Raw genomic sequence first — 26,132 nt, forward strand, 5'->3', positions numbered from 1 at the left:
CTTCCCACAGGGATGGGTAATCTCCTACGGGGTCTCAACCGCGGCTTTCGCACAGCCCGATGGGTTTGAGGTGCGCGACAAAATTGCACGGCCGGTGCCGGGCATCGAGCTGTTCGGCCAGAATCCCTTCCCACGCGGTGCGACATGCCCCGGTAGAGCCGGGCAGGCAGCACACCAGGGTGCCGTTGGCCATGCCGGCCAAAGCCCGGCTCTGTACGGTCGAGGTGCCGATATCGAGAATCGACAGCGCCCGGAACAGCTCGCCGAAACCGTCGATGCGCTTGTCCAGCAGGCAGTCCACCGCTTCCGGGGTGCTGTCGCGGCCGGTAAAGCCGGTACCACCGGTGATCAGCACCACCTGCACCTGCTCGTCGGCAATCCAGGTGGCAACCTGGGCGCGGATCTTGTACAGGTCGTCCTTGAGCAGCTCGCGCGCCACCAGGCGGTGGCCCACGCCCACCGCGCGAGTGGCCAGCAGCTCGCCGGAGGTATCGGTGTCGTAGCTGCGGGTGTCGCTGACGGTCAGCACGGCGATGTTCAGCGGCACAAAGACCGCGTCGGGTTTGACGCTCACGGTGAAGCTCCTTGAAATGGCAGTGTGGGCAACGCTAGAGCGGTGGCCGGTGGGCGTCCAATAGATATGGCGTACCGGGTGATCGACAGGCTTTATCGCATGCCCGCTCCTACACAGGTAACCACGCCAGCATCCATTTGTGGCCATAACCCACCCCAGTTGGTTAAGGTCTCCCCATCCAGCACTTCCAGGCCAGCCCATGGACATCAAGCAGCTCAAGTTCCTCATCGCCCTCGACCAGACCCGCCACTTCGGCCAGGCTGCGGCGCTGTGCCATATCACCCAGCCGACGCTGTCCATGCGCCTGCGCAACCTGGAAGACGAACTGGACCTGGTGCTGGTCAAGCGCGGCCAGCGCTTCGAAGGTTTCACCGAGGCCGGCGAGCGCATCCTGGCCTGGGCCCGCACCTTGCTGGCCGCCCACGACGGCCTGCAGGCCGAGGCCGCCAGCTGCCGCGGCCAGGTGGTCGGCAGCCTGCGCCTGGGCACCGTGCCGCTGGCCAGCTTCAACCCCATGCACCTGCTGCTGCCGCTGCGCGAAAAATACCCCGAGCTGCAGTTTCAGCTGAGCTCCCACAGCACCGAGCAGATCATGGACGGCCTGAGCCGCAACCAGCTGGACCTGGGCATCTGCTACCTCGACCAGGTCAACGCCAACTTCTTCGAAGTGATCGAGCTGGGCACCACCACCATGGGCCTGCTGCATGACACCCGGCATTTCCAGTTCGAACACGACAGCCTGCGTTGGGAGGAGCTGGGGGATATCCCGCTGGGCCTGCTGAGCAAAGGCATGCACTACCGCCAGTCACTGGACCTGAGCTTTCGCAGCCGCAGCCTCGAGCCCAACGCAGTGCTGGAAAGCGACTCGACCTTCCAACTGATCCAGGCCATCAATACCGGCGTGTGCTGCGCCGTCATGCCGCTGGGCTGCGGCCTGGAAGGCTTGAGCGAACACACCCGCATCATCCCCATCGTCGAGGCCAGCATCCACAGCCCGGTGGGCCTGTTGCTACGCCGCAGCGAGCCGCGCTCGGCGATTGCCGAGCAGTGCTTCAGCGAAGCGCGGGCGCTGTTTCAGCCCTCCTGAGCCGTGGCCTGGCGGTACTGGCGCGGGGTAAAACCGGTGAGCTGGCGGAACTGCCGGCTGAAGGCGCTGTGGTCGGTATAGCCGCAGCGCAATGCCACCTCGGTGATCGGCAAATCCGAATGCAGCAGCCGGTGGGCGTGTTCAAGGCGCGCCTTGTGGATCATCTGCCTTGGCGTGAGGTGGAACACCCGCTTGCAGTAGCGCTCCAGTTGCGCCACCGAAATGCCGGCGATGCGGGTCAGCTCGCCCATTGTGACGGGCTGGTGGAAGTGCCGGCGAATGTGCTCGTCGACCGCCGCCAGGCGCTGGTACGCCGGGTGGGTGTCGGCGGCTGACTGCAGGTCCACCGAGATGCCCACCAGGCCGATGATATTGCCCGCAGGGTCATGCAAAGGGCGCTTGTGGGTCAGGCACCAGCCAGGCTCGCGGCTGCCGTACAGGTGCAGCTCGAGCTGGTCTTCCAGCACCAGCCCCTCTTCCAGTACGCGCCGGTCCTGCTCGGTATAGCCGGGGCCCAGGCGCGCCGGGAACACCTCGGCACTGGTCTTGCCGAGCAAAGGCTGCAACTGCTTGAGGCCGCAACGCTGCACCAGGGTACGGTTGGCCAGCACGTAGCGGGCCTGGGTGTCCTTGATGAAAATCGCGGCGTTGGCGATCACGTCGAGCATGGGTAGCAGCCAGACCACACCGGCCAACAGGGCCTCCAGCGACTCGGGGCGGTGCTGGTCGAGGGTCTGGTACAGGGTTGCCAGGGGCTTTGAGGTCATCGGTCAGTTCTCTGCCGGCAGTGCCGGCTTCTTCGCGGGCAAGCCCGCTCCCACAGGTACGGCACAGGGTTCGAAACTTGCAGGGGCCTGTGGGAGCGGGCTTGCCCGCGAAGAGGCCGGCACTCGCCACATACCTCTACAGCCCTTGTGCAGCCTTGCTTACAGCCTATCCACCAGCCACATCGGATCGCCACCCTTTTTTGCAACTATGCCGATTTCGTCATTCACCTTGCAGAAAACCATCAAGAACCGCCACCCCCGGCCGGTCCACTCTATGCCCCACGCAAGCCGCCCCATACCTACAAGAGCGCGGCCGTAACAAGCCGCAACGTGACATCAGACCTGCCTATCCAAAACCTACAAAAAGGCGCACCCATGTCAGGCAAATTCAAGAAGCAATTGTCATTGCTGGACCTCACCTTCATCGGCCTCGGCGCCATCTTCGGCTCCGGCTGGCTGTTCGCCGCCAGCCACGTCTCGGCCATCGCCGGGCCGGCCGGCATCCTCTCCTGGTTCCTCGGCGGCTTCGCCGTGTTGCTGCTGGGCATCGTCTACTGCGAGCTGGGCGCCGCCCTGCCGCGGGCCGGTGGCGTGGTGCGCTACCCGGTGTACTCCCACGGCCCGCTGCTGGGCTACCTGATGGGGTTCATCACCCTGATCGCGTTTTCCAGCCTGATCGCCATCGAGGTGGTCGCCTCGCGCCAGTACGCCGCAGCCTGGTTCCCCGGGCTGACCAAGGCCGGCTCCAGTGACCCCACGGTGCTCGGCTGGCTGGTGCAGTTCGCCCTGCTGGGGTTGTTCTTCTTCCTCAACTACCGCAGCGTGAAGACCTTCGCCAAGGCCAACAACCTGGTCAGCGTGTTCAAGTTCATCGTGCCGCTGCTGGTGATCGGTGTGCTGTTCACCTTCTTCAAGCCGGAAAACTTCGAGGTGCAGGGCTTTGCCCCGTTCGGCCTGTCCGGCGTTGAAATGGCGGTGTCGGCCGGCGGCATCATCTTCGCCTACCTGGGCCTGACGCCGATCATCTCGGTGGCCAGCGAGGTGAAGAACCCGCAACGCACCATCCCCATTGCGCTGATTCTGTCGGTGCTGCTGTCCACCGCCATCTACGCCCTGCTGCAACTGGCCTTCCTCGGCAGCGTGCCGACCGAAATGATCGCCAACGGCTGGGCCGGCATCTCCAAGGAGTTGGCGCTGCCCTACCGTGACATCGCCCTGGCCCTGGGCGTGGGCTGGCTGGCCTACCTGGTGGTGGCGGACGCGGTGATCTCGCCCAGCGGCTGCGGCAACATCTACATGAACGCCACCCCGCGGGTGATCTACGGCTGGGCGCAGACCGGCACCTTCTTCAAGTATTTCACCCGCATCGACGAGCAGTCCGGCATCCCGCGCCCGGCGCTGTGGCTGACCTTCGGCCTGTCGGTGTTCTGGACCCTGCCGTTCCCGTCGTGGGAGGCGCTGATCAACGTGGTTTCCGCCGCCCTGGTACTGAGCTATGCAGTGGCCCCGGTCAGCGTCGCCGCCCTGCGCCGCAACGCCCCCGGCATGCCGCGCCCGTTCCGGGTCAAGGGCATGGGCGTGCTCGGCCCGCTGTCGTTCATCATCGCCGCGCTGATCGTCTACTGGTCGGGCTGGAACACCGTGTCCTGGCTGCTGGCCCTGCAGATCGTGATGTTCGTGCTGTACCTGCTGTGCCGCCGCTTCGTGCCCACCGAGCACCTGTCGCTGGGCCAGCAGGTGCGCTCCTCGGCCTGGCTGATCGGCTTCTACGCCGTGACCATTGTGCTGTCGTGGCTGGGCAGCTTCGGCGGGCTGGGGGTGATCGGCCACCCGTTCGACACCGTAGTGGTGGCCGCTGCTGCCCTGGGCATCTACTACTGGGGGGCGGCCAGCGGCGTGCCGGCGCACCTGGTGCGGTTGGATGGCGAGGATGAAAGCGAAGGAGCTGGGCAAGTGCACAGCGCCCTGCGCCCGGCGGCACTGGCGCCCTGAAAACAACCGACAGCCCGCTCCCAAGGGTCACCTTGAACCTGCAACGGACACGCCCATGAAACAGATCCACGTCATCGATTCACACACCGGCGGCGAACCGACCCGCCTGGTGATGAAGGGCTTCCCCGCCCTCAGCGGCCGGACCATGGCCGAGCAACGCGACAAGTTGCGCGAGCTGCACGACCACTGGCGCCGCGCCTGCCTGCTGGAGCCACGCGGCAACGATGTGCTGGTGGGCGCGCTGTACTGCCCGCCAGTGTCGGCAGAGGCCATCTGCGGGGTGATCTTCTTCAACAACGCCGGCTACCTGAACATGTGCGGCCACGGCACCATCGGCCTGGTCGCCTCGCTCCAGCACCTGGGCCTGATCGGCCCGGGCGAACACCGCATCGACACCCCGGTCGGCCAGGTCAGCGCCACCCTGCACGATGACGGCGCCATCACCGTCGCCAATGTGCCGTCCTACCGCTACCGCAAGCAGGTGGCGGTGGATGTGCCGGGCCACGGCGTGGTGCACGGCGACATCGCCTGGGGCGGCAACTGGTTCTTTCTGGTCAGCGAGCACGGCCAGCGCATCGAACTGGACAACCGCGAAGCCCTCACCGAATACACCTGGGCCATGCTCAAGGCCCTCGAAGCCCAGGGCATCACGGGTGAAAACGGCGGCCTGATCGACCACGTCGAGCTGTTCGCCGACGATGAACACGCCGACAGCCGCAACTTCGTCATGTGCCCGGGCAAGGCCTACGACCGCTCGCCCTGCGGCACCGGCACCAGCGCCAAGCTGGCGTGCCTGGCCGCCGACGGCAAGCTCGACGAAGGCCAGGTGTGGACCCAGGCCAGCATCACTGGCAGCCAGTTCCAGGGCCGCTTCGAGCGTATCGGCGAGCGTATTCGCCCGTTCATCACCGGCCGCGCCTACATGACCGCCGACAGCACCCTGCTGATCGACGAACAAGACCCTTTCGCCTGGGGCATCTGACCCCGTTTTTCCGACTGAACATTGCCAGGAGTGACACCATGACCACCAACATCTTCACCGGCACCATGCCCGCCCTGATGACCCCCTGCACCGCCGAGCGCAAGCCGGACTTCGACGCCCTTGTGCGCAAAGGCCGCGAACTGATCGAGGCCGGCATGAGCGCGGTGGTGTACTGCGGCTCGATGGGCGACTGGCCGCTGCTGACCGAGGCCGAGCGCCAGGAAGGCGTGGCACGCCTGGTGGCGGCAGGCATCCCGACCATCGTCGGCACTGGCGCGGTGAACTCCCGCGAGGCCGTGGCCCATGCCGCCCACGCCGCCAAGGTTGGCGCCGCCGGCCTGATGGTGATCCCCCGCGTGCTCAGCCGCGGCGCTTCGCTGATTGCCCAGAAGCACCACTTCTCGGCCATTCTGGCCGCAGCGCCGAAGCTGCCGGCGGTGATCTACAACAGCCCCTACTATGGCTTTGCCACCCGCGCCGACCTGTTCTTCGAGCTGCGCAGCCAGCACCCGAACCTGATCGGCTTCAAGGAATTCGGCGGCGGCGCCGACCTGCGCTACGCCGCCGAGCACATCACCTCCAAGGATGACGACGTAACCCTGATGGTGGGCGTGGACACCCAGGTGGTGCATGGCTTCGTCAACTGCAACGCCACCGGCGCGATCACCGGCATCGGCAACGCCCTGCCGCGCGAAGTGCTGCAACTGGTGAGCCTGAGCAAGCAGGCGGCCAAGGGCGATGCCCGCGCCCGCCGCCTGGCCCGCGAGCTTGAGTCGGCGCTGGCGGTGCTGTCGTCGTTCGATGAAGGTTGCGACCTGGTGCTGTACTACAAGCACCTGATGGTGCTCAACGGCGACACCGAGTACAGCCTGCATTTCAACGAAACCGACGCCCTCACCGACGCCCAGCGCAACTACGCCGAGCAGCAGTACGCGCTGTTCCGCCAGTGGTACGCCAACTGGTCGGCCGAGCAGAACCTGGCCTGACCCTGGGGCTGCTTCGCAGCCCTTGTGGGAGCGGGTTCACCCGCGAACACCGGCGAAGCCGGTGCCATGCACCGTGTCGCCCTTTTCGCGGGTGAACCCGCTCCCACAGAGCCCAATGCAGAACTCCACTCCAAAGGACGCCCCATGACCCTCAACGGCAACCTGCTGATCGGCCAACGCGCCGTGCCCGGCACCGAGGCGCCAATCCGCGCCATCGACCCGGCCACCCACCAGCCGCTCGAACCCGCCTACCCCGGCGCCAGCGCCGAACACGTGGCCCAAGCCTGTGCCCTGGCCTGGGCGGCGTTCGATACCTACCGCGAAACCTCGCTCGAACAACGGGCGAACTTTCTCGACAGCATCGCCCAACAGATCGAAGCCCTGGGCGATGAGCTGATACACCGCGCCGTCGCCGAAACCGGCCTGCCGCCAGCCCGCATCCAGGGCGAGCGTGGCCGCACCTGCATGCAACTGCGCACCTTCGCCCGGGTGGTGCGGGCCGGCGAATGGCTGGACGTGCGTATCGACCCGGCGCTGCCCGAGCGCCAGCCCCTGCCCCGCCCAGACCTGCGCCAGCGCCAGGTGGCCCTGGGCCCGGTGGCGGTGTTCGGCGCCAGCAACTTCCCACTGGCCTTCTCGGTGGCCGGCGGCGACACCGCCTCGGCCCTAGCTGCCGGCTGCCCGGTGGTGGTCAAGGCCCACGGTGCCCACCCCGGCACCAGCGAGCTGGTCGGCCGCGCCGTGGCCCTGGCCGTTAAACAATGCGGGCTGCCCGAAGGGGTGTTCTCGCTGCTGCACGGCAGCGGCCGCGAAGTGGGCCTGGGGCTGGTCAACGACCCGCGCATCAAGGCCGTCGGTTTCACCGGTTCACGCAGCGGTGGCCTGGCCCTGCTGCACTCGGCCCAGGCACGCCCGGAGCCGATCCCGGTGTATGCCGAAATGGCTTCGATCAACCCGGTATTTTTGTTCGCGCATGCCCTTGAGCTGCGTACCGACGCACTGGCCCAAGGCTTCGTCGCCTCGCTGACCCAGGGCGCCGGGCAGTTCTGCACCAACCCGGGGCTGGTGATCGCCCGCCAGGGGCCGGCGTTGCAGCGCTTTGTCGAGCAGGCCAGCGAGCATGTGCGCAAGGCCCCCGCGCAGACCATGCTGACCCCGGGTATCTTCAGTGCCTATGAAGCAGGCGTGGCGGCACTGGCCGAGAACCGCCACGCGCAAACCGCCGCCAGTGGCCAACCGGCCCAGGGGCCGAACCAGTGCCAGGCGCAGTTGTTCGTCACCGAGGCCCGCGCCTTTTTGGCCGACGAGGCGCTGCAGGCCGAAGTGTTCGGCGCAGCCTCGCTGGTGGTGGCCTGCGACACCGATGCACAAATTCGTGAAGTTGCCGAGCACCTGGAAGGCCAGCTGACCGCCACCCTGCACTTGATCGACGCCGACCTCGCCAGTGCCCGCGCGCTGCTGCCAACCCTGGAGCGCAAGGCCGGGCGCATTCTGGTCAATGGCTGGCCGACCGGGGTGGAGGTGTGCGACGCCATGGTCCACGGCGGCCCGTTCCCGGCCACCTCCGATGCCCGCAGCACCTCGGTGGGCTCTGCGGCGATCCTGCGCTTCTTGCGCCCGGTGTGTTACCAGGGCTTCCCGGATGCGTTGCTGCCGCAAGCCCTGCAACAGGGCAACCCGCTGCACCTGCGGCGGCTGCTCGACGGCCAGCGGGAAGCCTGAGCCATGGCCGACTTCGACACCGATATCGCCGTGGTCGGCGCCGGCATCGTCGGCGTGGCCTGCGCCCTGCAACTGGCCCGCCAGGGTAAGCGGGTGCTGCTGCTCGACCGCCAGGCGCCGGGCCACGGCGCCTCGTGGGGCAATGCCGGGCACCTGGCCACCGAGCAAGTGTTCCCGATTGCCGACCTGTCGATCCTCAAGCGCCTGCCAAGCATGCTGATGGACCCCATGGGCCCGCTGCGCCTGGACTGGAAATACCTGCCCCGCGCCCTGCCGTGGTTCACCCGGCTGCTGCTCAACCTGCGCCCGGCGCCGTTCGGGCGCAGTGTGGCCGGCATCCGCGCGCTGAACGAGGGCAGCCTGGGCGCCTGGCAGCGCTTGCTCGGCTCCATCGGGCGGCTCGACCTGCTGCGTGAAGACGGCTCGTTGCTGGTGTTCGAGCGGCCTGAGTCAGGCGTGGCGCTGCAGGCCCTGCGCCGGCGCATGCAGCAGCAAGGCGTAGCGGTGGACGGCTGGTCGGCGCAGCAGGTGCGCGAAGCCGCGCCGCAATTGAGCGAAACGCTGCAGGGTGGGCTGTTCTTCCCGCGCACCGGGCATTTCATCGACCCGTACCGGGTGGTCAACGCGTTGTTCGAGGCAGCACTGGCGGCCGGTGTGCAGTTTGCCTGCCGCGAGGTGACGGGGGGCCGGTTGCAGGGTGACGGCGTCTGCCTTGCCAGCAACCAGGGCCAGGTGCGCGCGCGCCAGGTGCTGGTGGCGTGCGGCGCGCATTCGGCAACGCTGGTCAAGGCACTGACCGGCAAGGCCGTGCCATTGGACACCGAGCGTGGTTACCACCTGATGCTGCCGGCCGAGCACGGGCGGCTGCCGTTTGCGGTCACCTCGCTTGAGCGCAAGTTCATCATGACGCCCATGGCCGACGGCCTGCGCCTGGCCGGCACGGTGGAGTTCGCCGGGCTCGACGCGCCGCCGAGCATGCAGCGGGCGTGGCAGTTGCACCGCTTGAGCCAGGGGTTGTTCAAGCAGGATTTGAATGCCGACGGGGCAACGCCGTGGATGGGCTTTCGGCCTTCGTTGCCGGACTCGCTGCCAGTGATCGACCGGGTGGCCGACGGGCGCGTGCTGCTGGCGTTCGGGCACCAGCACCTGGGGTTGACCCAGGCGGCGCTGACCGGGGAATGGGTGGGGCGGTTGGCTGGCGGGGGGGATTGCGCCGGGGCTTATCGGTTGGATCGGTTTTGATTCAAGAGGCCGCTTTGCGGCCCTTTCGCGGCACAAGGCCGCTCCTACAGGAGATCGCGTGGTGCTGCACCTATGCGATCCCTGTAGGAGCGGCCTTGTGCCGCGAAAGGGCTGCGCAGCAGCCCCTTCAAACCTCAGCGATAGCGCTCAAGCCAATGCGCATACGGCGCTGGCAAGGTCCACGAAGCCTTGTCCACACCCAGCTCCTTGGCCGCGGCATACGGCCAGTGCGGGTCGGCCAGGTGGGCGCGGCCCACCGACACCAGGTCCAGCTGGTTGGCCTGCAGCGCGCCTTCGGCCAGTTGCGGGGTACCAAAGCCCCACGCCGAGGTTACCGGCAGCTGTGCCTCGCGGCGCACGCGCTCGGCGATCGGACCCATGAACGCCGGGCCCCACGGGATGTTGGTGTCGGGGATGGTGAAACCGACGCTGACGCTCAGCAGGTCCAGGCCGCCGGCCTTGAAGCGGCGTGCCAGCTCGATGGACTCTTCCAGGGTCTGCTCGTCACGCCCGTCGTATTCCAGCACGCCAAAACGCGCGGTCAGCGGCAGGTGCTCCGGCCACACTTCACGCACGGCTGCCAGTGTTTCCAGCAGGAAGCGGCTGCGGTTGTCGAAGCTGCCGCCGTAGGCGTCGGTGCGCTGGTTGGAGTGCTCGGAGAAGAAGCTCTGGCCCAGGTAGCCGTGGGCAAAATGCAGTTCGATCCACTCAAAGCCTGCATCACGGGCGCGGCGGGCGCCATCGACGAAGTCCTGCTTGACCCGCTCGATGTCGGCCAGGGTCATCTCGCGCGGCACTTTCGGCAGGTGGGCACCAAAGGCGATGGCCGACGGGGCGATGGTCTGCCAGCCGCGGGCATCATCTGCCGCAATGTGGTCGTCACCTTCCCACGGGCGGTTGGCGCTGGCCTTGCGCCCGGCGTGGGCGATCTGGATGCCTGGCACCGAACCTGCGGCCTTGATTGCCTGCACCACCGGCACGAAGGCCTGGGCATGGGCGTCGCTCCAGATACCGGCGCAGCCGGGGGTGATGCGGCCTTCCGGCGCCACTGCGGTGGCTTCCACCACCACCAGGCCGGCGCCGCCACGGGCCAGGCCCGCCAGGTGCACGTGGTGCCAGTCGTTGATCATGCCGTCCTCGGCCATGTACTGGCACATCGGCGGAATGGCGATGCGGTTGCGCAGGGTCACATCCTTGAGGGTGTAGGGCTGGAACAATGCAGACATGGGAAACTCCAGGGGAAGGGTTGCATACGATTGTTCGATCATAATCGAACTATGGCAATTAGTGGAACCCCCGTTATCATGTTGCCCATGCGAACCTACACCCACCCCTCCCCCGAACACCTCTCCCTGGAACGGTTGCTCTACGCCCTGAGCGACCCTGTGCGCCTGCAGATTGTCCGCCACCTGGCCGGTGTGGCCGAAGCCAGCTGTGGCGAGCTGGACGGCGGGCGGCCGAAGTCGAGCATGTCCCACCATTTTCGCGTGCTGCGCGAGGCGGGGCTGGTGTTCACCCGCAACGTTGGCACCACGCACATGAACTCGCTGCGTAGCGATATTCTGGATGCGCGCTTCCCCGGGTTGCTCGAGTGCATCTTGCGCCAGCATTGAGCATGGCTGCGACGCGGGGAATGGCACCGGCTGCGCCGGTGTTCGCGGTGGTCCGGCACTCCGGCAAGCCCGCTCCCACAGGTCCTTGCTAAATCAATGAGTCGTGTGCAGTTCCATGAGAGCCGGCTTGCCGGCGATGGGGCCCGATCAGGCGCGCACAAAAAAGCCACGAGGCCGCCGGTGGCGACGCTCGTGGCTTGGTGTGTTGCCGGGCAAGCCCGGCAAGCGGGGTGGCCTTACAGGGCCATGTCGTTGGCAGGCTTGCTTTCGACCGGTGCGCTTGGCTGCACGCTGGTGCCGACGCTCTGGTCGATCACCGGCGGCTTCTCAAGCTGCAGTACTTCGGCGGTGTAGTTCCACTCTTTCTGGGTGGCTGCAGCCGACTCGTTCAGCTTGGTGCCGTAGCTTGGGACGATTTGCTTGAGCTTGGCCTGCCACTCTGGGGTGGCGACCTTCTCCTTGAACACGGTCTCAAGCACGTTGAGCATGATCGGTGCAGCGGTCGAGGCACCTGGCGAGGCACCCAGCAGGCCGGCGATGGTACGGTCCTGGGAGGCCACGACCTCGGTGCCCAGCTTCAGCACGCCGCCTTTTTCTGCATCACGCTTGATGATCTGCACGCGCTGGCCGGCTTGCCACAGGCGCCAGTCTTCTTTCTTGGCGTTCGGGAAGTAGGTGCGCAGGGCTTCGAAGCGGTCGTCGTCCGACAGCATCAGCTGGCCGGCGAGGTATTCCACCAGCGGGTACTGCTCGATACCCACCTTGGTCATCGGCCAGACGTTGTGCATGGTGGTGCTGCTCAGCAGGTCCAGGTACGAGCCGTTCTTCAGGAACTTGGTCGAGAAGGTGGCGAATGGCCCGAACAGGATCACGCGCTTGCCGTCCAGCACGCGGGTGTCCAGGTGCGGTACAGACATGGGTGGCGCGCCGGTGGAGGCGATGCCGTAGGCCTTGGCCATGTGCTGCATGGCAATGGTCGGGTTCTCGGTAACCAGGAACGAACCGCCCACCGGGAAGCCGGCGTATTCCTTGGCCTCCGGGATGCCCGATTTTTGCAAGAGCTTCAACGCGCCGCCGCCGGCACCGATGAACAGGAACTTGGCGTCGGTGGCGTGTGCGGTGCCATCCTTCAGGTTCTTGTACTCGACGTGCCAGGAGCCGTCTTCGTTGCGGGTGATGTCCTGCACTTCGCTGGACAGCTTCAGGTCGAAGTTCGGCTGGGTCTTCAGGTGGCCGACGAACTGGCGGGTGATTTCGCCGAAGTTGACGTCGGTACCGATTGGCGTCCAAGTGACCGCGAGCTTCTGGTTCGGGTCACGGCCTTCCATCATCAGCGGGACCCACTTGGCGATCTGCGCGTGGTCCTCGGAGTACTGCATCGGGCGGAACAGCGGGCTCTGCTGCAGGGCGTCGTAGCGCTTCTTGAGGAACTTGATGTTGTCATCACCCCAGACGAAGCTCATGTGCGGGGTGGTGTTGATGAACGAGTGCGGGTTCTTCAGCACGCCCTGGCGAACCTGCCAGGCCCAGAACTGACGGGAGATCTGGAACGACTCGTTGATCTCGATGGCCTTGGAGATGTTGACGTTGCCGTCTTTGTCTTCCGGGGTGTAGTTCAGCTCGGCCAGCGCGGAGTGGCCGGTACCGGCGTTGTTCCAGCCGTTGGAGCTTTCTTCGGCGACGCCGTCCAGGCGCTCGACCATTTCCATCGACCAGCTTGGCTCCAGCTCGTGCAGCCAGACCGCGAGGGTGGAACTCATGATGCCGCCGCCGACGAGCAGTACGTCGACTTTTTTGGTTTCTTCGGCGTGGGCGTGCATGAAGCTCGCCGCAACAGCCAGACCCAGCAAGGTCTTGCCAGCTTTCTTGAACATTGATCGATTCCAGTGTTGTAGAACGGAGTGAGGGCCTGTGGCTGGCCCGGGTGTTCCATGTTCTTCAGCGCAGGCTTTTTGTGATCATTGTTCAGCAGCCAGAGAACCAGAAAACGACCCAGCCTTTTGTCGTATTGACCTACAAGCTGAATCGTTTCGCGGCGGATTGTAACCGAATTGCCAGCACAAACAAATTCTGCCCCGCCAGGCAAGGCGGCAGGTTGTCTCAGGCCGATTGCAGTATTGGCGGGACACCCCTACTATTGCGAGCATTTCTCATTCGCACAACGTCAGCGCTCGCGCCGGATGCCGCCGTGGTTTCGATACCTGAAGTGAATGCCTCGCTCCACACCCTCTACCACAGCCACTCCCGCTGGTTGCTGGGCGTGCTGTACCGCCGCCTGGGCTGCCGCTGCGAGGCGGCAGACCTGGTGCAGGACACCTTCGTGCGGCTGATCCAGCGCCCGCGCAGCTTCGACGGTGCCAGCGGCGAACGCTCGTACCTGGCCACCATCGCCCGCGGCCTGTGCATCGACCACTGGCGCCGCCAGCGCCTGGAGCAGGCCTGGCTGCAGCAACTGGCGCTGCAGCCCGAAGCGCTGCAGCCCTCCCCCGAGCAGCGCGCAATCATTGTCGAGACCCTGCACGAGGTGGATGCCATGCTGTTGCGCCTGCCAGCCAAGGTGCGCCAGGCGTTTTTGCTGGCGCAGATCGACGGCCTGGCCTACCGCGACATTGCCGGGCGCATCGGCGTGAGCGAGCGGATGATCAAGAAGTATCTGGCCCAGGCTTTCTTGCACTGCGCCATCCTCGAAGCCGAACTCGACGGCGTGCTGGTGGAGTAATGCCATGACCCAGCCCGCCCAGACACTGCGCCACGAAAGCCTGCAGCAGGCCGCACACTGGTACGTGCAGTTGCAGGACGAACCGGTTGCCCCGCAGTTGCGCCAGCAGTGGCAGCACTGGCTTGAGCAGCACGGCGACCACCAGGCCGCCTGGCTGTATGTGCAGCGGGTCGGCCAGCGCTTCGCGCCGTTGCAAGGTGAAGGCGCTGCCGCCGGGCGGGTTTTGCGCGAGCAGCAATCACGCGGCTTCAGCCGCCGCACCGGGCTCAAGTCGCTGCTGGTGCTGGGCGCCAGCGCGCTGGTCGGCTGGCAGGCCTGGCGCGGCGCGCCGCTGTCGGGCTGGACTGCCGACCTTGCCACCGGCATCGGCGAAACCCGGCAAACCCGCCTGGCCGACGGCAGCCAGCTGTGGCTGGGGGCGCAGAGCGCCATCGACCTGGACTTCTCGGCACTGGCCCGGGTGCTGCACCTGCGCTTTGGCGAGCTGCTCGTGGAAACCGCCCAAGACCGGCGCCGGCCGTTTTTCGTCGACACCGCCCAAGGGCGCATGCAGGCCCTGGGTACACGTTTTGCCGTGTGCCAGCAGGGCGACAGCACGCGGCTGAACGTGTATGCCGGGGCGGTGGAGGTGTGCACCGCGCTGGGCGGCGAGCGGCGTATCGTGCAGGCCGGCCAGCAGGTGGAGTTCAACGCCCGGGCCATCACTGCCGGCGGGCCTGCGCAAAGTGCCGGGCAGTCGTGGATCGAGCGGCGCCTGAACGCCGAGGCCATGCCTCTGGCGCAGTTGCTGCAGACGCTGGGGCGTTATCGCCATGGCCACCTGGGCTGGCACCCGGCGGTGGCGGGGTTGTCGGTGATGGGGGCGTTCCCGCTGGATGACACCGACCGGGCGCTGGCGCTGCTGCAGGCGGCGTTGCCGGTGCGGGTACAGCGCTTGACGCCTTGGTGGGTGAGTGTGGAGCCGGTGTGACAGCGCACGCATAGCGTGGGAGCGGGCTTGCCCCGCGATCACCGGCCTTGCCGGTGCCATGCTGCGCGGTGCCTGAATCGCGGGGCAAGCCCGCTCCCACGCCATGCGAAAAAAAACGCCTGCGCAGTTCCCTTTTGCAAATCTCGTCCGGTTTACCCCTGGCAAGCCACCTCAACCTACCGTATCGATTCCAGGGACCCGCATGCCGACGCCTTTCCACCCCGCGCTTCGCCTGGCGCTCGCCGCGCCGCTCACCCTCTGCGCCGCCGCGCCGCTGCTGCTGCTGCCGGTAACTGCGGCGCATGCCGAGCAGGCCGCAAGCACCGAGCTGAACTTCGACATCGCCCCCGGCTCGCTGGCTGCGGCCCTCAACCAGTTCAGTGGCCAGGCCGGCATTTACCTGGCCGGTAGCAACGAGCTGGCCGCCGGCAAAACCAGCCCGGGCCTGCAAGGCCGCTACAGCGTGGCCCAGGGCTTGGCCCGCCTGCTGCAGGGCAGCGGCCTGCAGGCAGTGCCACAAGGCAGCGCCGGCTATGTGCTGCAACCGCTCGCCGAGGGCGGCGCGCTGCAACTGGATGCCACCGCGATCAACGCCGCCTTGCTGACTGCCAACGGCCAGAGCGACACGGGCTACCGCGCAGTGACCAGCAACACCGCGAGCAAGACTGGCACCGCCCTGGCCGAAACGCCGCGCTCGGTATCGGTGGTGACCCGCCAGCGCATGGACGACCAGCAGTCGCAGACCCTCACCGAAGTGCTGGGCTATGTGCCGGGGGTTTTCTCGCCGCCGTTTGCCGGCGGTGATGGCCAGGCCGGCGACCTGTTCTTCATTCGCGGCTTCAACGCCACCGACTGGGGCTACGGCCTGTTGCGCGACGGCCTGCGGGTGCAGGGCAACCGCTACGACACCAGCAGCGAACCCTATGGCCTGGAGCGGGTGGAAGTGTTCCGTGGCCCCACTTCGATCCTGTACGGCGAAAACGCCCCGGGTGGCGTGGTCAACCTGGTCAGCAAGCGCCCCACCGCCGAGGCTCGCGGCGAGGTGCAACTGAGCTATGGCTCGCACAACCGTCGCCAGCTGGGGGTGGATGTCTCCGGCCCGCTGACCGACGAAGGCAACATTCTTGGGCGCCTGGTGATGATGGGGCGCAAGTCCGACACGCAGATCGACCATCAGCCCGACGACCGGATGTACATCGCGCCGTCGCTGACCTTGAACTTTGATGACTTCAACAGTCTGACCCTGCTGGCCACCTACCAGCGCGATCGCACCTTGATGGAGCTGGGCCACCCTGCGGCCGGCACCTTGCTGAAAAACCCCAACGGCAAGATCGACAAGGACCAGCTGTCGGGCAACCCCGACTGGGACAACTTCGAACGTGAAACCTGGAGCCTGGGCTACGAGTTCAGCCACCGCTTCAACGACACCTGGCAGTTCCGCCAGAACTCGCGCTACCTGCAGTCGCGCATCGACCGCCAGGAAACCTGGCCTGGCTCCCTCGAGGGCGGCGGTTTCGGCACTGCCTTGAACGTCCAGTACTACGATCGCTACAACCGCTCGATCGCCTACTCGCTGGACAACCAGTTCGAAGGCCACTTCAGCCAGGGCGCGATCGAACACACCGTCCTGGTCGGCGCAAGCCTGGACCGCACCTCGTTCAATCAGGACTGGGACGCCGGTATCGGCCGCCTCAACAACGTGTTCGACCCCGTGTGGACCGGCACCCCAAGTGCGCCGCTGCACGTGCAGAATGCCTTGCTCGAACAGACCCTCTACGGCCTCTACGGCCAGTGGCAGACCAAGGTCGACCAGTGGGTGCTTTTGCTGGGCGGGCGCCTGGACCGCGCCAACAGCCAGTTCCGCAACAAGGCCGGCACGCTCAACGCCGCCGCCGACATGGACAACTGGGACAGCGACTTCACCTGGCAGACCGGGGTGATGTACCAGTTCGACAACGGCCTGTCGCCGTACTTCAGCTACTCCACCGCCTTTGCCCCGACCCAGCAAACCGAGGCCAAGAGCGGCGCACTGGACCCGACCACCAGCGAGCAGTACGAGGTGGGTATCAAATACGAGCCCAAGGGCTGGAACACCGCCTTCACCGCATCGGTGTACGACCTGCGCAAGAAGGACGACGTGCTGTACGACTCGGCCGTGGGCGACTACCGCCAGATCGGCGCCAGCCGGGCCAAGGGGGTGGAGCTTGAGCTCAACAGCGACCTGACTGAAAACCTCAACCTCACCGCAGCCTACACCTACACCGACTCGCGCATCACCAAGGACGTGGCGGGCTCGCTGTACGAAGGCCACCAGATGACCGGCGTGCCGCGCAACCAAGCCTCGGTGTGGAGCACCTACCGCTGGCGCGACGGCCTGCTCAAGGGGCTGCAGGTGGGTGCCGGCGTGCGCCACTTCGACAGCACCTTCGCCTATACCCCGACCACCCTGTACGGCAAGCTCGATACCGGTGACGTGACGCTGGTGGATGCCAAGGTGGGCTACGACTTCGACGAGCACTGGTCGGTGGAGGTCAACGCACGCAACCTGTTCAACCAGGAATACGTGGCCGGCTGCAACAACGCCGGGCGTTGCTACTGGGGTGAAGAACGCACGTTGCTGGGTACCGTGTCGCTGCGTTGGTAAGGCAAGAGGTATTCAGGCCTGCGCAATACCTGTAGGAGCCGGCTTGCCGGCGATGAGGCCCGCACAGGCAGCGCAAAACTCATCGTGTTCACATGACAGCCTGCCCATAAACAAAAACCCCCGGCCACATCCATGGCCGGGGGTCTTGGATCAAGCCACTAGAGGCCCGATCGGGGTATCGCCAAGATTACTGCTGCTGAGGCAGTTTATCGATCGGGCCGCAGCCGCCGATGATCTTGGAGATGGAAACTGCTGGGTGGAACAGGTAGTCGTACGAGCAGTTCTTAGGCTGGTTGTACACTTGGCCAGTGCAACCGGACAGCAGGGCAACGCCCGAAACGACAGCAACGGCTACGGTAGCCTTGATCAGCTTTTTCATAAAAATCCTTTAAGTCCATGATCCGCCATCACTCTGATGGCGCGGGGATGATACGGGAAAAGGACTCTCAGAAAAAGCCGTTAGTACAACTGTACTATTGTTCTAAGCAGAAGCCCGCTACTTACAAGCGCACAACTAACAAGCCCGAGCCGATTGATATCGGCCAGAACATGCAAATATTGAGCACTGTTTTCTGTATCGCGTGATCGCTACAACTTCTTTAGGGATGAGCGGCACTAAAAAAACGCCCATCCCGACGCTCGCCAACTATTTTCAGCCCAATGCAAAAAGCCCCTGAAAACTTTGGTTTCCAGGGGCTTTTGCATGTATGGCGGAGAGATAGGGATTTGAACCCTAGGTACTGTTGCCAGTACAACGGATTTCGAATCCGTCCCGTTCGACCACTCCGGCATCTCTCCAGTGGCGCGAATCATACCAGCGTTTTCGCATTTGGCAAACTTTTTTTGAAAAAAATTCGCGTGGTATCAGTCGCTTGCGTGAACGAGCCGGTTACAGCGGCACGCCAAGGCGCTTGGCCACTTCTTCGTAGGCCTCGATCACGTCGCCCAGGCCCTGGCGGAAGCGGTCCTTGTCCATCTTCTTGCGGGTTTCTTTGTCCCACAGGCGGCAGCCGTCCGGGCTGAACTCGTCGCCCAACACGATCTGGCCGTGGAATACGCCGAACTCCAGCTTGAAGTCGACCAGCAGCAGGCCGGCGTCATCGAACAGCTTGCTCAGCACTTCGTTGACCTTCAGCGACAGCTTCTTCATCTCGACCAACTGCTCGGCGGTGCCCCAGCCGAAAGCAACCACGTGGGATTCGTTGATGAAGGGGTCACCCTTCTCGTCGTTCTTCAGGAACAGCTCGAAGGTCGAAGGCTCAAGCTTGATGCCCTCTTCCACACCCAGGCGCTTGACCAGGCTGCCGGCGGCATAGTTACGCACCACGCACTCGACCGGGATCATGTCGAGCTTCTTCACCAGGCATTCGTTGTCGCCCAGCAGCTTGTCGAACTGGGTCGGCACGCCGGCTTCTTCGAGCTTTTGCATGATGAAGGCATTGAACTTGTTGTTCACCATGCCCTTGCGGTCGAGCTGTTCGATGCGTTTGCCGTCGAACGCCGAGGTGTCGTTGCGGAACAGCAGGATCAGGCGGTCGGCGTCGTCGGTCTTGTAAACCGATTTGGCCTTGCCGCGGTAAAGTTCGTCGCGTTTTTCCATGATGGGCTCCGCTTGCTGAGTTGGTGGGCTAGGCGATGTGGCGCCAGTCGAGCCCATGGTCCTGATTGGCCACCTGGAGCCAGGCTGGGTCGCACCCGAGGGTATCGACGAAGCACTGTAGCGCCAGTTGTGGCAGGTTGTTCTTGCTGCTGAGGTGGGCCAGCACCAGGTGCTGCAGGTTGTTCCAGCCCAGCTCGGCCACCAGGTTCGCAGCCTGGTGGTTGTTCAAATGGCCCTGGCTGCCACCGACCCGCAGCTTGAGAAAGCGCGGGTAGTGGCCGCGGGCAAGCAGGTCGCGGCAGTGGTTGGCTTCGATCAACAGCGCATCGAGCCCCTGGTAGCGCTCGAGCAGCCGCGAATCGTAGCTGCCAAGGTCGGTGAGCATGCCGAACCGCCGGCGACCATCGCTAATCACGTACTGCAGCGGCTCATAGGCATCGTGCTCGACCCGGGCGGCGCTGACTTGCAACTCGCCGACCTGCAACAGGTCGCCGCAACCGATGAACCCGGCCACTTCCACCGGCTTGCGCAAACCGCGCAGGGTGCCCTGGCTCATGTAGACCGGTACATTGTAGCGGCGGGCGAGCAACCCTACCCCATGCACGTGGTCGGCATGTTCGTGGGTCACCAGCACTGCGCTCAGTTGCGCCGCCGACACCCCGAGCAGCGCCAGGCGCCGCTCGGTTTCACGTAGCGAAAAGCCGCAATCGACCAGGATGAAGGTGTCACCACTGGCGATCAGCGTGCCGTTTCCCTGGCTACCGCTTCCAAGAACCGCGAAGCGCACTTAACCCAGGCGGTCCTGGATGGCGCTCAGCACGCGGCGGGCGACATCGGCCGGGGCCACGGTGTTGATGTTCTTTTCAACAGTTACCTGAACGTTGTCACCGACCTTGCTCAGGCGTACCTGATAGCGCTCGGCACGGGCTTCACGCTCTTCCTTGGTCGGCTCGCTGCCGAACAGGCGGCTGAAGAAGCCAGGCTCCTTCTGCTTGTCGTCGGGTTTCTCGGACAGGTTGATGTAGTACAGGCCCAGGCTGCGGTTGATATCCTCGACCCGCCATTCGCCCTGCTCCAGGGCGCGGCCGACGCCGGACCAGGCGCGGTCCAGGTCCGAGCCCAGGTACAGCACCGGGTTGCCGCTGCCGTCCTCGCTCAGGCTGACCTGGCTCGGTGCGTCGAAATCGCGTGCGGCCAGCAGCGACACCGAACCGCCCTTCTCGGCGTTGCGGTTCATGCTGGCGAGCATTTCGTCGACCAGCAGCGCGTCGGCGCCGGTATTGCTCGAGGTGGACGGGAAGTCAGGCTCGCTGGTGCTGCCAGCCGGGCGCTCGACGCTGACCACGTACACTTCGGAAGTGTTGCGCTGCACGCCGGGCTCCATGCGCACACGGACGCGCACTTCGCTGTCCTGGCTGCTGGAGGCGCTGGCCAGGCGTTGGCCGAGCGACGCCGACAGCTCGTCGAAACGCTGCCAGGTGGTGGTGAATTCGCCGGTCTGCGGGCGCTCTTCGGCGATACGGAAGCCGTTATCCTCGAAGAACTGGTGAGTCACCGGCCAGACTTCGGCCGGGGCGCGCTGGGCCAGTACCCAACGGCTGCTGCCGCTGCGCTGCAGGGTGAAGTCGCTGACATCGGCGGTCGCCGACAGCGGCTGCGGGCGCGGAACCTCGAACTCGCCGGTGGCGTTGTCGCTGGCGACGTTACGCGGAATCGGCAGCAGCGGGTCAAGACGCTTGACGTGGGTGGCGTCCGGCGGCAGCTGCATCGGGGCGGTCGGGCGCGCCTCCAGATAATCGCTGCCACGGTCGCGGAAATAGCCGTCCTCGCCCCACAGCCAGCCGCAACCGCTGGTGCTGGAGATGATCAGGGCAAGGGTGGAAAGACCAGCCAGTCGCTTCATGCGGTGTACTTCCTCGATTAAACCAGTACGCCGGACTGGCGCAAGGCAGTACGGACTTTTTCGTGGCAGCTTTCGCTCAGCCAGGTCAGCGGCAGGCGGATGCCCTTGTGCATCAGGCCCATTTCAACGAGCGCCCACTTCACCGGGATCGGGTTGGCTTCGCAGAACAGGTCTTTGTGCAGCGGCATGAGTTTTTCGTTGATTGCGCGGGCCTTCTCGGCGTCGCCCGCCAGGGCGGCCTCGCACAGGTCGGCCATTTCGCGCGGGGCGACGTTGGCGGTGACCGAAATATTGCCCTTGCCGCCCATCAGGATCAGCTCGACTGCAGTCGGGTCGTCGCCGGACATGACGATGAAGTCGCTGCTTACGCCGTCGAGGATGGCCTTGGCGCGCACCAGGTCGCCGGTGGCTTCCTTGATGCCGATGATGTTCTTGACCTTCGACAGGCGGATCACGGTGTCGGCCTGCATGTCGCAGGAGGTGCGGCCGGGCACGTTGTACAGGATTTGCGGGATGTCGACGGCTTCGGCGATGTGCTTGAAGTGCTGGTACAGGCCTTCTTGCGTCGGCTTGTTGTAGTACGGGACGACCAGCAGGCAGGCATCGGCGCCGGCATTCTTGGCGTTTTGCGTCAGGTGCACGGCTTCGGCAGTGGAGTTGGCACCGGTACCGGCGATCACCGGGATGGGGTTTTTGCTGTGTTTGACCCGCTCGACCACGTGCTTGATGACCAGGATGTGCTCTTCTACATCCAGAGTGGCGGACTCACCGGTGGTGCCGACAGCGACGATCGCGTGGGTGCCGTTTTCCAGGTGGAAGTCTACAAGTTTGTCGAGGCTGCCCCAGTCCAGACGCCCTTGTGCATCCATGGGTGTGACCAACGCCACCATACTGCCCGCAATCATGTAACTGCTCCTGCCGGAAAAAGAGAGCGGTAATGGTACTGGGGGCATCGGCCTTGCACAAGCGAAGCAGGCGGGCGGAGCATTCCCCTTCGCGGCTTATTTCGCTACCCTTGATCCTTTGATCGGTGCAGCGCGGCCCGCCGGGCCGTCGACAGTGCTTCCGGCCTGCCTGAACAGCCGCCAACCCCGTCCTGCGCCGACCGCTCATCGCTTTAGGAATGCTGCATGTCCACCCCCACCGTTCGCGAACAATTCCTCGTTATCAGCGCCCTGGGCCCCAACCCCATGGAGCTGGCCAATGTGCTGAGCCGCGCAGCCTTCGACAACCGCTGCGCGGTGGTCACCTCGCGCCTGACCCGCCACGGCGAAACCAGCGCCCTGGTGCTGCAGGTCGGCGGCAGCTGGGATGCCCTGGCACGCCTCGAAACCACCCTGCCGGGCCTGGCCAAAAAGCACGGCCTGACTCTGGACGTGGTGCGCAGCGCCGAGCAGGAAGTGCGCCCCCAGGCACTGCCGTACGTCGCTTATGTCAGCGCCGCCTATCGCCCGGACATCATCAACGAGCTGTGCCAGTTCTTCCTCGACCACCGCGTCGAGCTGGATGCCATGACCTGCGACACCTACCTGGCCCCGCAGACCGGCAGCAGCATGCTCAACGCCCAGTTCACCGTGATCCTGCCGGCCGGCACCCAGATCAGCTGGCTGCGTGACCAGTTCCTGGACTTTGCCGACGCCCTCAACCTGGACGCGCTGATCGAACCGTGGCGCCCACAGAACCCTGTTTAAGGAATTTCCCATGGCCGTAGCACTCGACCAACCTGTCGCCGACTTCCAGGTTCAGGCCACCAGCGGCCAGACCGTCAGCCTGGCTGAACTCAAGGGCCAGCAAGTGGTGCTGTACTTCTACCCCAAGGACAGCACCCCGGGCTGCACCACCGAAGGCCAGGGTTTCCGCGACCAGCACGCGGCGTTCCAGGCGGCCAACACCCTGGTGTTCGGCGTGTCGCGCGATGGCATCAAGTCCCACGAGAACTTCAAGGCCAAGCAGGCCTTCCCGTTCGAGCTGATCAGCGACAAGGACGAGGCCCTGTGCCAGCTGTTCGACGTGATCAAGCTGAAGAAGCTGTATGGCAAGGAATACCTGGGCGTCGACCGCAGCACCTTCCTGATCGATCGCGACGGCGTGCTGCGCCAGGAGTGGCGCGGGGTGAAGGTGCCAGGGCATGTGGATGCCGTATTGGCTGCCGCCCAGGCGCTGAACAAGGCTTGAGACCCTGGGGCTGCTTTGCAGCCCTTCGCGGGGCAAGGTCGCCCCCTGTAGGAGCGGGCTTGCCCCGCGAAGGGCCGCAAGGCGGCCCCAATGACATTACAGCATCGGCGAAACACTGCTCTCCTGCCGCGGCCACGCATCCAGCACGGCCTTGAACAGCGTCGCCAGCGGGATGGCGAAGAAGATCCCCCAAAAGCCCCACAGCCCGCCAAACAACAGCACCGCACAGATGATCGCCACCGGGTGCAGGCTCACCGCCTCGGAGAACAGCAACGGCACCAGCACGTTGCCGTCCAGCGCCTGGATGATCGCGTATACCGCCATCAGGTAAATGAACTGGTCGCCCCAGCCCCACTGGAACAGCGCGATCAAGGTCACCGGCACGGTCACCACCACCGCCCCGACGTAGGGCACCACCACCGACAGCCCCACCAGCAGCGCCAGCAAGGCGGCGTAGTTGAGCCCCAGGCTGATGAAGGCAATGTAGGTGGCGCCACCGCAGATGAGAATCTCGATACCCTTGCCGCGGATGTAGTTGGCGATCTGCCGGTTCATCTCGTCGCCCACCCGGTTGAGCAGGGTGCGCTGGCGCGGCAGGTAGCCGCTGACCCAGCGCCCGATCAGCTCGCGGTCCTTGAGGAAGAAGAACACCAAAATCGGCACCAGCACCAGGTAGATCATCGCGTTGACCAGCAGCGGCAGGCTCGACAACGAGAAGGTCAGCGCCCACTGGCCGAACTTGCCGATTTCGCCGCGCACCGACTCGATGGCGCGCAGCACCTGCTCGTCCGACACCAGGTGCGGGTAGCGCTCGGGCAGCAGCAGCAACAGCGATTGCCATTTGCCAAGCATGCCCGGCAGCTCGTTGAACAGGGTGATCAACTGGTGCCACAAAAGCGGCACCAGCACCAGCATGAACACCGCCAGCGCCCCCATGAACAGCGCGAACACCAGCCACACCGCCAGCCGCGTGGGCACCCGCAAACGCTCCAGGGCGTTGACCAGGCCCTGCATCAGAAACGCCAGCACCATGCCCGCCAGCACCGGCGCCAGCATGCCGCCCAGGGTGAGCACCACGGTAAAGGCCAGAAACAGCAGGACCGCCAGCACCACCGCCTCCTCATCAGAGAAGTAGCGCTGCATCCAGTCGCGGAGCACTTTGAACATCGACGATCCTAGGGTTTGTACGGAAGGGAATCAGGCCTTGCGCAGCCAGTAGGTGTACACCCCGGCCTCGGCGGTTTCGTGCAGCAGGGTATGACCGGCCAGTTTTGCAAAGGTGCGAAAGTCGCGTTGCGAGCCTGCGTCGGTGGCCACCACCTTGAGCACCGCGCCACTGGCCAGGCGGTTGAGCTCCATCTTTGCCTTGAGCAGCGGCAATGGACAATTAAGACCGCTGGCGTCGAGCTCGGCGTCACAAGTCAGGGTGTCACTCATCGGGCGCAGCTCCTGGGCAGCGTGGAAATGGCCGGTAGGATACCGCCACTGGTCGGCTTCGTGCGACCCGGCTACAGTAAGCCTTTTGACCGACGCGAGCTTCTGCATGAATCCACTGCGCCCCACCCTGCTGGCGCTGGCCTGCCTGATGGCCCTGCCCGGCCACGCCGACGACCTGCCGTCACTGGGCGATGCCAGTTCCGCGATCGTTTCGCCGAAGCAGGAACACGACCTCGGCCGTGCCTGGCTGAGCCTGCTGCGCGGCCAGGTCAACCAGCTCAACGACCCGCAGCTCAAGGACTTCGTCGAGACCAGCGTGTACAAGCTGGCCGAAACCAGCCAGCTGCAGGACCGGCGCCTGGAATTCATCCTGATCGACAGCAAGGAACTCAATGCCTTCGCAGCACCCGGCGGTATCGTCGGGGTCAACGGCGGCTTGTTCCTCAACGCCCAGACCGAAGGCGAGTACGCCTCGGTGCTGGCCCACGAACTGGCGCACTTGTCGCAGCGCCATTTCGCCCGTGGCGTCGAAGCCCAGCAACGCATGCAACTGCCGATGATGGCCGCGCTGCTGGCCGGTATCGTGCTGGCCGCAGGCGGCGGGGGCGATGCCGGTATCGGCGTGATCGCCGGTACCCAGGCGGCAGCGATCCAGGAGCAGCGGCGCTTCTCCCGGCAGAACGAGCAGGAGGCCGACCGCATCGGCATCCAGAACCTGGAAAAGGCCGGCTACGACCCGCGCAACATGCCGAGCATGTTCGAGCGCCTGGCCCGCCAGTACCGTTACGACGCCAAGCCGCCGGAGTTTCTGCTGACTCACCCGGTCACCGAATCGCGCGTGGCCGACACCCGTAACCGCGCCGAGCAAGCGCCCAAGGGCGGTATCGAGGACAGCCTGCGCTACCAGCTGATCCGTGCCCGCGTGGCACTCACCTACGAAGGCACCCCAGGGCTTGCGGCCAAGCGCTTCCGCGCCCAGCTCGACGTAGACCCGAAACTCGATGCCGCGCGCTACGGCCTGGCCCTGGCGCTGATCAAAGGTGGCCAGCTCAACGAAGCGCGGGAGAACCTCAAGCCGCTGCTGGCCAAAGCGCCCAACGACATCACCTACAACCTGGCGCAGATCGACCTGGACATCACCAACAACCGCCTGGACGACGCCCAGCAGCGGGTGCAGCGCATGCAGCAGCTGTACCCGGGCAACTACCCGCTCAAGCAGGTGCGCGCCGACCTGCTGGTCAAGCAGGGCAAGCCGGCCGAAGCGGAAAAGGTACTGGATGAGCTGGTGAAGAACCGCCCGGACGACCCGGACGTGTGGTACGACGTGGCTGAAGTGCGCGGGCTTTCGGGCAATACCATCGGCCTGCACCGCGCCCGCGCCGAGTATTTCACCCTGGTGGGCGACTTCGACCAGGCAATCCAGCAGCTGGACTACGCCAAGCGCCGTGCCGGCAGCAACTTCCCGCTGGCCGCGCAGATCGACCAGCGCCAGCGCGAGGTGATGGAGCAGCAGCGCATGGTCAAGGACATGATGGGGCGTTAGCGCCAATCGCCGGCAGGCCGGCTGCTACAGGTACAAAGGTCATGCGATCCCTGTAGGAGCGGGTTTACCCGCGAAGCATACGACGCGGTGGATGGCACCGGCTGCGCCGGTGTTCGCGGCTGAAGCCGCTCCCACAGGTACAACCGCCATCGCGGGGCAAGCCCGCTCCCACGCAT

At 65.3% G+C, this 26,132-nt stretch carries 24 protein-coding genes and 1 tRNA gene; 13 read left to right on the forward strand and 12 right to left on the reverse strand.

The window, feature by feature from the left end; genetic code table 11:
• Nucleotides 1-34: 34 nt before the first annotated feature.
• Nucleotides 35-574, reverse strand: a complete 540-nt coding sequence (gene moaB, locus KSS93_RS22815) for a molybdenum cofactor biosynthesis protein B (RefSeq protein ID WP_217839851.1) — start codon at nt 572-574, stop codon at nt 35-37.
• Between the two features lie 199 nt (nt 575-773).
• Between moaB and KSS93_RS22820 the strand changes: the two genes are divergently transcribed.
• Entirely contained in the window at nt 774-1,661 is an 888-nt protein-coding gene (locus KSS93_RS22820; RefSeq protein ID WP_217886095.1) for a LysR family transcriptional regulator, read from the forward strand.
• Here KSS93_RS22820 and KSS93_RS22825 read toward each other — a convergent pair.
• Entirely contained in the window at nt 1,649-2,428 is a 780-nt protein-coding gene (locus KSS93_RS22825; protein WP_217886096.1) for an AraC family transcriptional regulator, read from the reverse strand. The genes KSS93_RS22820 and KSS93_RS22825 overlap by 13 nt on opposite strands.
• Nucleotides 2,429-2,803: 375 nt before the next feature.
• Here KSS93_RS22825 and KSS93_RS22830 point away from each other — a divergent pair, with 375 nt between their 5' ends.
• The 5 genes from KSS93_RS22830 (at nt 2,804) to KSS93_RS22850 (ending at nt 9,352) form a co-directional block, all read left to right on the forward strand.
• Nucleotides 2,804-4,420 carry an APC family permease gene (locus KSS93_RS22830; RefSeq protein ID WP_217886097.1) on the forward strand — a complete coding sequence of 539 codons (1,617 nt, stop codon included), beginning with the start codon at nt 2,804-2,806 and terminating at the stop codon, nt 4,418-4,420.
• A 55-nt stretch (nt 4,421-4,475) separates the two neighbouring features.
• Nucleotides 4,476-5,402, forward strand: a complete 927-nt coding sequence (locus KSS93_RS22835) for a 4-hydroxyproline epimerase (RefSeq protein ID WP_217886098.1) — start codon at nt 4,476-4,478, stop codon at nt 5,400-5,402.
• Nucleotides 5,403-5,440: 38 nt separating this feature from the next.
• The gene (locus tag KSS93_RS22840; protein ID WP_217886099.1) at nt 5,441-6,388 is read left to right on the forward strand and encodes a dihydrodipicolinate synthase family protein; all 948 of its coding nucleotides are present in this window, start codon (nt 5,441-5,443) and stop codon (nt 6,386-6,388) included.
• A 144-nt stretch (nt 6,389-6,532) separates the two neighbouring features.
• On the forward strand, nt 6,533-8,110 hold the full coding sequence (locus KSS93_RS22845; RefSeq protein ID WP_217886100.1) for an aldehyde dehydrogenase (NADP(+)): 1,578 nt from the start codon (nt 6,533-6,535) through the stop codon (nt 8,108-8,110).
• A 3-nt stretch (nt 8,111-8,113) separates the two neighbouring features.
• Nucleotides 8,114-9,352 carry an FAD-dependent oxidoreductase gene (locus KSS93_RS22850; protein ID WP_217886101.1) on the forward strand — a complete coding sequence of 413 codons (1,239 nt, stop codon included), beginning with the start codon at nt 8,114-8,116 and terminating at the stop codon, nt 9,350-9,352.
• A 134-nt stretch (nt 9,353-9,486) separates the two neighbouring features.
• Here the strand turns inward: KSS93_RS22850 and xenA are convergent, their stop codons facing one another.
• Nucleotides 9,487-10,578 carry a xenobiotic reductase XenA gene (gene xenA, locus KSS93_RS22855; protein WP_217886102.1) on the reverse strand — a complete coding sequence of 364 codons (1,092 nt, stop codon included), beginning with the start codon at nt 10,576-10,578 and terminating at the stop codon, nt 9,487-9,489.
• Between the two features lie 51 nt (nt 10,579-10,629).
• On the opposite strand from xenA, the gene KSS93_RS22860 reads away from it, so the two are divergent.
• Complete coding sequence (locus tag KSS93_RS22860; RefSeq protein ID WP_217886103.1) at nt 10,630-10,965, forward strand: ArsR/SmtB family transcription factor; 336 nt, start codon at nt 10,630-10,632, stop codon at nt 10,963-10,965.
• A gap of 236 nt (nt 10,966-11,201) precedes the next feature.
• Here KSS93_RS22860 and mqo read toward each other — a convergent pair whose 3' ends face one another.
• Nucleotides 11,202-12,839 carry a malate dehydrogenase (quinone) gene (gene mqo / locus KSS93_RS22865; RefSeq protein WP_217886104.1) on the reverse strand — a complete coding sequence of 546 codons (1,638 nt, stop codon included), beginning with the start codon at nt 12,837-12,839 and terminating at the stop codon, nt 11,202-11,204.
• A 314-nt stretch (nt 12,840-13,153) separates the two neighbouring features.
• Here mqo and KSS93_RS22870 point away from each other — a divergent pair, with 314 nt between their 5' ends.
• From KSS93_RS22870 to KSS93_RS22880, 3 genes are all read left to right on the forward strand, one after another.
• Nucleotides 13,154-13,684, forward strand: a complete 531-nt coding sequence (locus tag KSS93_RS22870) for a sigma-70 family RNA polymerase sigma factor (protein WP_217886105.1) — start codon at nt 13,154-13,156, stop codon at nt 13,682-13,684.
• A gap of 4 nt (nt 13,685-13,688) precedes the next feature.
• Nucleotides 13,689-14,654, forward strand: a complete 966-nt coding sequence (locus KSS93_RS22875) for a FecR domain-containing protein (RefSeq protein ID WP_217886106.1) — start codon at nt 13,689-13,691, stop codon at nt 14,652-14,654.
• Nucleotides 14,655-14,856: 202 nt separating this feature from the next.
• Entirely contained in the window at nt 14,857-17,298 is a 2,442-nt protein-coding gene (locus KSS93_RS22880; RefSeq protein WP_217886107.1) for a TonB-dependent siderophore receptor, read from the forward strand.
• 187 nt (nt 17,299-17,485) lie between these two features.
• On the opposite strand, the gene KSS93_RS22885 is transcribed toward KSS93_RS22880, so the two are convergent.
• The 6 genes from KSS93_RS22885 to dapA all read right to left on the reverse strand — a co-directional run bounded on the left by KSS93_RS22885 (nt 17,486) and on the right by dapA (nt 21,706).
• Nucleotides 17,486-17,677, reverse strand: a complete 192-nt coding sequence (locus KSS93_RS22885) for a DUF4223 family protein (protein ID WP_138218418.1) — start codon at nt 17,675-17,677, stop codon at nt 17,486-17,488.
• A 329-nt stretch (nt 17,678-18,006) separates the two neighbouring features.
• Nucleotides 18,007-18,096, reverse strand: a tRNA-Ser gene (locus KSS93_RS22890).
• Between the two features lie 91 nt (nt 18,097-18,187).
• Nucleotides 18,188-18,898, reverse strand: a complete 711-nt coding sequence (gene purC, locus KSS93_RS22895; RefSeq protein ID WP_011535129.1) for a phosphoribosylaminoimidazolesuccinocarboxamide synthase — start codon at nt 18,896-18,898, stop codon at nt 18,188-18,190.
• A gap of 28 nt (nt 18,899-18,926) precedes the next feature.
• A complete protein-coding gene (locus tag KSS93_RS22900; protein WP_217886108.1) occupies nt 18,927-19,685 on the reverse strand; it encodes an MBL fold metallo-hydrolase in 759 nt (252 codons plus the stop codon).
• Entirely contained in the window at nt 19,686-20,801 is a 1,116-nt protein-coding gene (gene bamC / locus KSS93_RS22905) for an NlpB/DapX family lipoprotein (RefSeq protein WP_217886109.1), read from the reverse strand.
• A 17-nt stretch (nt 20,802-20,818) separates the two neighbouring features.
• Entirely contained in the window at nt 20,819-21,706 is an 888-nt protein-coding gene (gene dapA / locus KSS93_RS22910) for a 4-hydroxy-tetrahydrodipicolinate synthase (RefSeq protein WP_217886110.1), read from the reverse strand.
• Between the two features lie 225 nt (nt 21,707-21,931).
• On the opposite strand from dapA, the gene KSS93_RS22915 reads away from it, so the two are divergent.
• Nucleotides 21,932-22,492 carry a glycine cleavage system transcriptional repressor gene (locus KSS93_RS22915; RefSeq protein ID WP_217886111.1) on the forward strand — a complete coding sequence of 187 codons (561 nt, stop codon included), beginning with the start codon at nt 21,932-21,934 and terminating at the stop codon, nt 22,490-22,492.
• A gap of 10 nt (nt 22,493-22,502) precedes the next feature.
• Nucleotides 22,503-22,976, forward strand: a complete 474-nt coding sequence (locus tag KSS93_RS22920; RefSeq protein WP_217839874.1) for a peroxiredoxin — start codon at nt 22,503-22,505, stop codon at nt 22,974-22,976.
• 96 nt (nt 22,977-23,072) lie between these two features.
• On the opposite strand, the gene KSS93_RS22925 is transcribed toward KSS93_RS22920, so the two are convergent.
• On the reverse strand, nt 23,073-24,143 hold the full coding sequence (locus tag KSS93_RS22925) for an AI-2E family transporter (RefSeq protein WP_217886112.1): 1,071 nt from the start codon (nt 24,141-24,143) through the stop codon (nt 23,073-23,075).
• A 30-nt stretch (nt 24,144-24,173) separates the two neighbouring features.
• Nucleotides 24,174-24,413, reverse strand: coding sequence for a sulfurtransferase TusA family protein (locus KSS93_RS22930; protein ID WP_217839876.1), 240 nt, complete (start codon nt 24,411-24,413; stop codon nt 24,174-24,176).
• 106 nt (nt 24,414-24,519) lie between these two features.
• On the opposite strand from KSS93_RS22930, the gene KSS93_RS22935 reads away from it, so the two are divergent.
• On the forward strand, nt 24,520-25,956 hold the full coding sequence (locus tag KSS93_RS22935; protein WP_217886113.1) for a M48 family metalloprotease: 1,437 nt from the start codon (nt 24,520-24,522) through the stop codon (nt 25,954-25,956).
• Nucleotides 25,957-26,132: the final 176 nt, after the last annotated feature.

Origin of the sequence: Pseudomonas xanthosomatis, assembly GCF_019139835.1 — a bacterium.
Classification (GTDB): Bacteria; Pseudomonadota; Gammaproteobacteria; order Pseudomonadales; family Pseudomonadaceae; genus Aquipseudomonas; species Aquipseudomonas fakonensis.

What these genes read in the sequence shown, in the direction of transcription:
- KSS93_RS22820 (WP_217886095.1), top strand. Translation starts at nt 774, where the DNA reads ATGGACATCAAGCAGCTCAAGTTCCTCATCGCCCTCGACCAGACCCGC.
- KSS93_RS22825 (WP_217886096.1), bottom strand. Translation starts at nt 2,428, where the DNA reads ATGACCTCAAAGCCCCTGGCAACCCTGTACCAGACCCTCGACCAGCAC.
- KSS93_RS22830 (WP_217886097.1), top strand. Translation starts at nt 2,804, where the DNA reads ATGTCAGGCAAATTCAAGAAGCAATTGTCATTGCTGGACCTCACCTTC.
- KSS93_RS22835 (WP_217886098.1), top strand. Translation starts at nt 4,476, where the DNA reads ATGAAACAGATCCACGTCATCGATTCACACACCGGCGGCGAACCGACC.
- KSS93_RS22840 (WP_217886099.1), top strand. Translation starts at nt 5,441, where the DNA reads ATGACCACCAACATCTTCACCGGCACCATGCCCGCCCTGATGACCCCC.
- KSS93_RS22845 (WP_217886100.1), top strand. Translation starts at nt 6,533, where the DNA reads ATGACCCTCAACGGCAACCTGCTGATCGGCCAACGCGCCGTGCCCGGC.
- KSS93_RS22850 (WP_217886101.1), top strand. Translation starts at nt 8,114, where the DNA reads ATGGCCGACTTCGACACCGATATCGCCGTGGTCGGCGCCGGCATCGTC.
- xenA (WP_217886102.1), bottom strand. Translation starts at nt 10,578, where the DNA reads ATGTCTGCATTGTTCCAGCCCTACACCCTCAAGGATGTGACCCTGCGC.
- KSS93_RS22860 (WP_217886103.1), top strand. Translation starts at nt 10,630, where the DNA reads ATGGCAATTAGTGGAACCCCCGTTATCATGTTGCCCATGCGAACCTAC.
- mqo (WP_217886104.1), bottom strand. Translation starts at nt 12,839, where the DNA reads ATGTTCAAGAAAGCTGGCAAGACCTTGCTGGGTCTGGCTGTTGCGGCG.
- KSS93_RS22875 (WP_217886106.1), top strand. Translation starts at nt 13,689, where the DNA reads ATGACCCAGCCCGCCCAGACACTGCGCCACGAAAGCCTGCAGCAGGCC.
- KSS93_RS22880 (WP_217886107.1), top strand. Translation starts at nt 14,857, where the DNA reads ATGCCGACGCCTTTCCACCCCGCGCTTCGCCTGGCGCTCGCCGCGCCG.
- KSS93_RS22885 (WP_138218418.1), bottom strand. Translation starts at nt 17,677, where the DNA reads ATGAAAAAGCTGATCAAGGCTACCGTAGCCGTTGCTGTCGTTTCGGGC.
- purC (WP_011535129.1), bottom strand. Translation starts at nt 18,898, where the DNA reads ATGGAAAAACGCGACGAACTTTACCGCGGCAAGGCCAAATCGGTTTAC.
- bamC (WP_217886109.1), bottom strand. Translation starts at nt 20,801, where the DNA reads ATGAAGCGACTGGCTGGTCTTTCCACCCTTGCCCTGATCATCTCCAGC.
- dapA (WP_217886110.1), bottom strand. Translation starts at nt 21,706, where the DNA reads ATGATTGCGGGCAGTATGGTGGCGTTGGTCACACCCATGGATGCACAA.
- KSS93_RS22915 (WP_217886111.1), top strand. Translation starts at nt 21,932, where the DNA reads ATGTCCACCCCCACCGTTCGCGAACAATTCCTCGTTATCAGCGCCCTG.
- KSS93_RS22920 (WP_217839874.1), top strand. Translation starts at nt 22,503, where the DNA reads ATGGCCGTAGCACTCGACCAACCTGTCGCCGACTTCCAGGTTCAGGCC.
- KSS93_RS22925 (WP_217886112.1), bottom strand. Translation starts at nt 24,143, where the DNA reads ATGTTCAAAGTGCTCCGCGACTGGATGCAGCGCTACTTCTCTGATGAG.
- KSS93_RS22930 (WP_217839876.1), bottom strand. Translation starts at nt 24,413, where the DNA reads ATGAGTGACACCCTGACTTGTGACGCCGAGCTCGACGCCAGCGGTCTT.
- KSS93_RS22935 (WP_217886113.1), top strand. Translation starts at nt 24,520, where the DNA reads ATGAATCCACTGCGCCCCACCCTGCTGGCGCTGGCCTGCCTGATGGCC.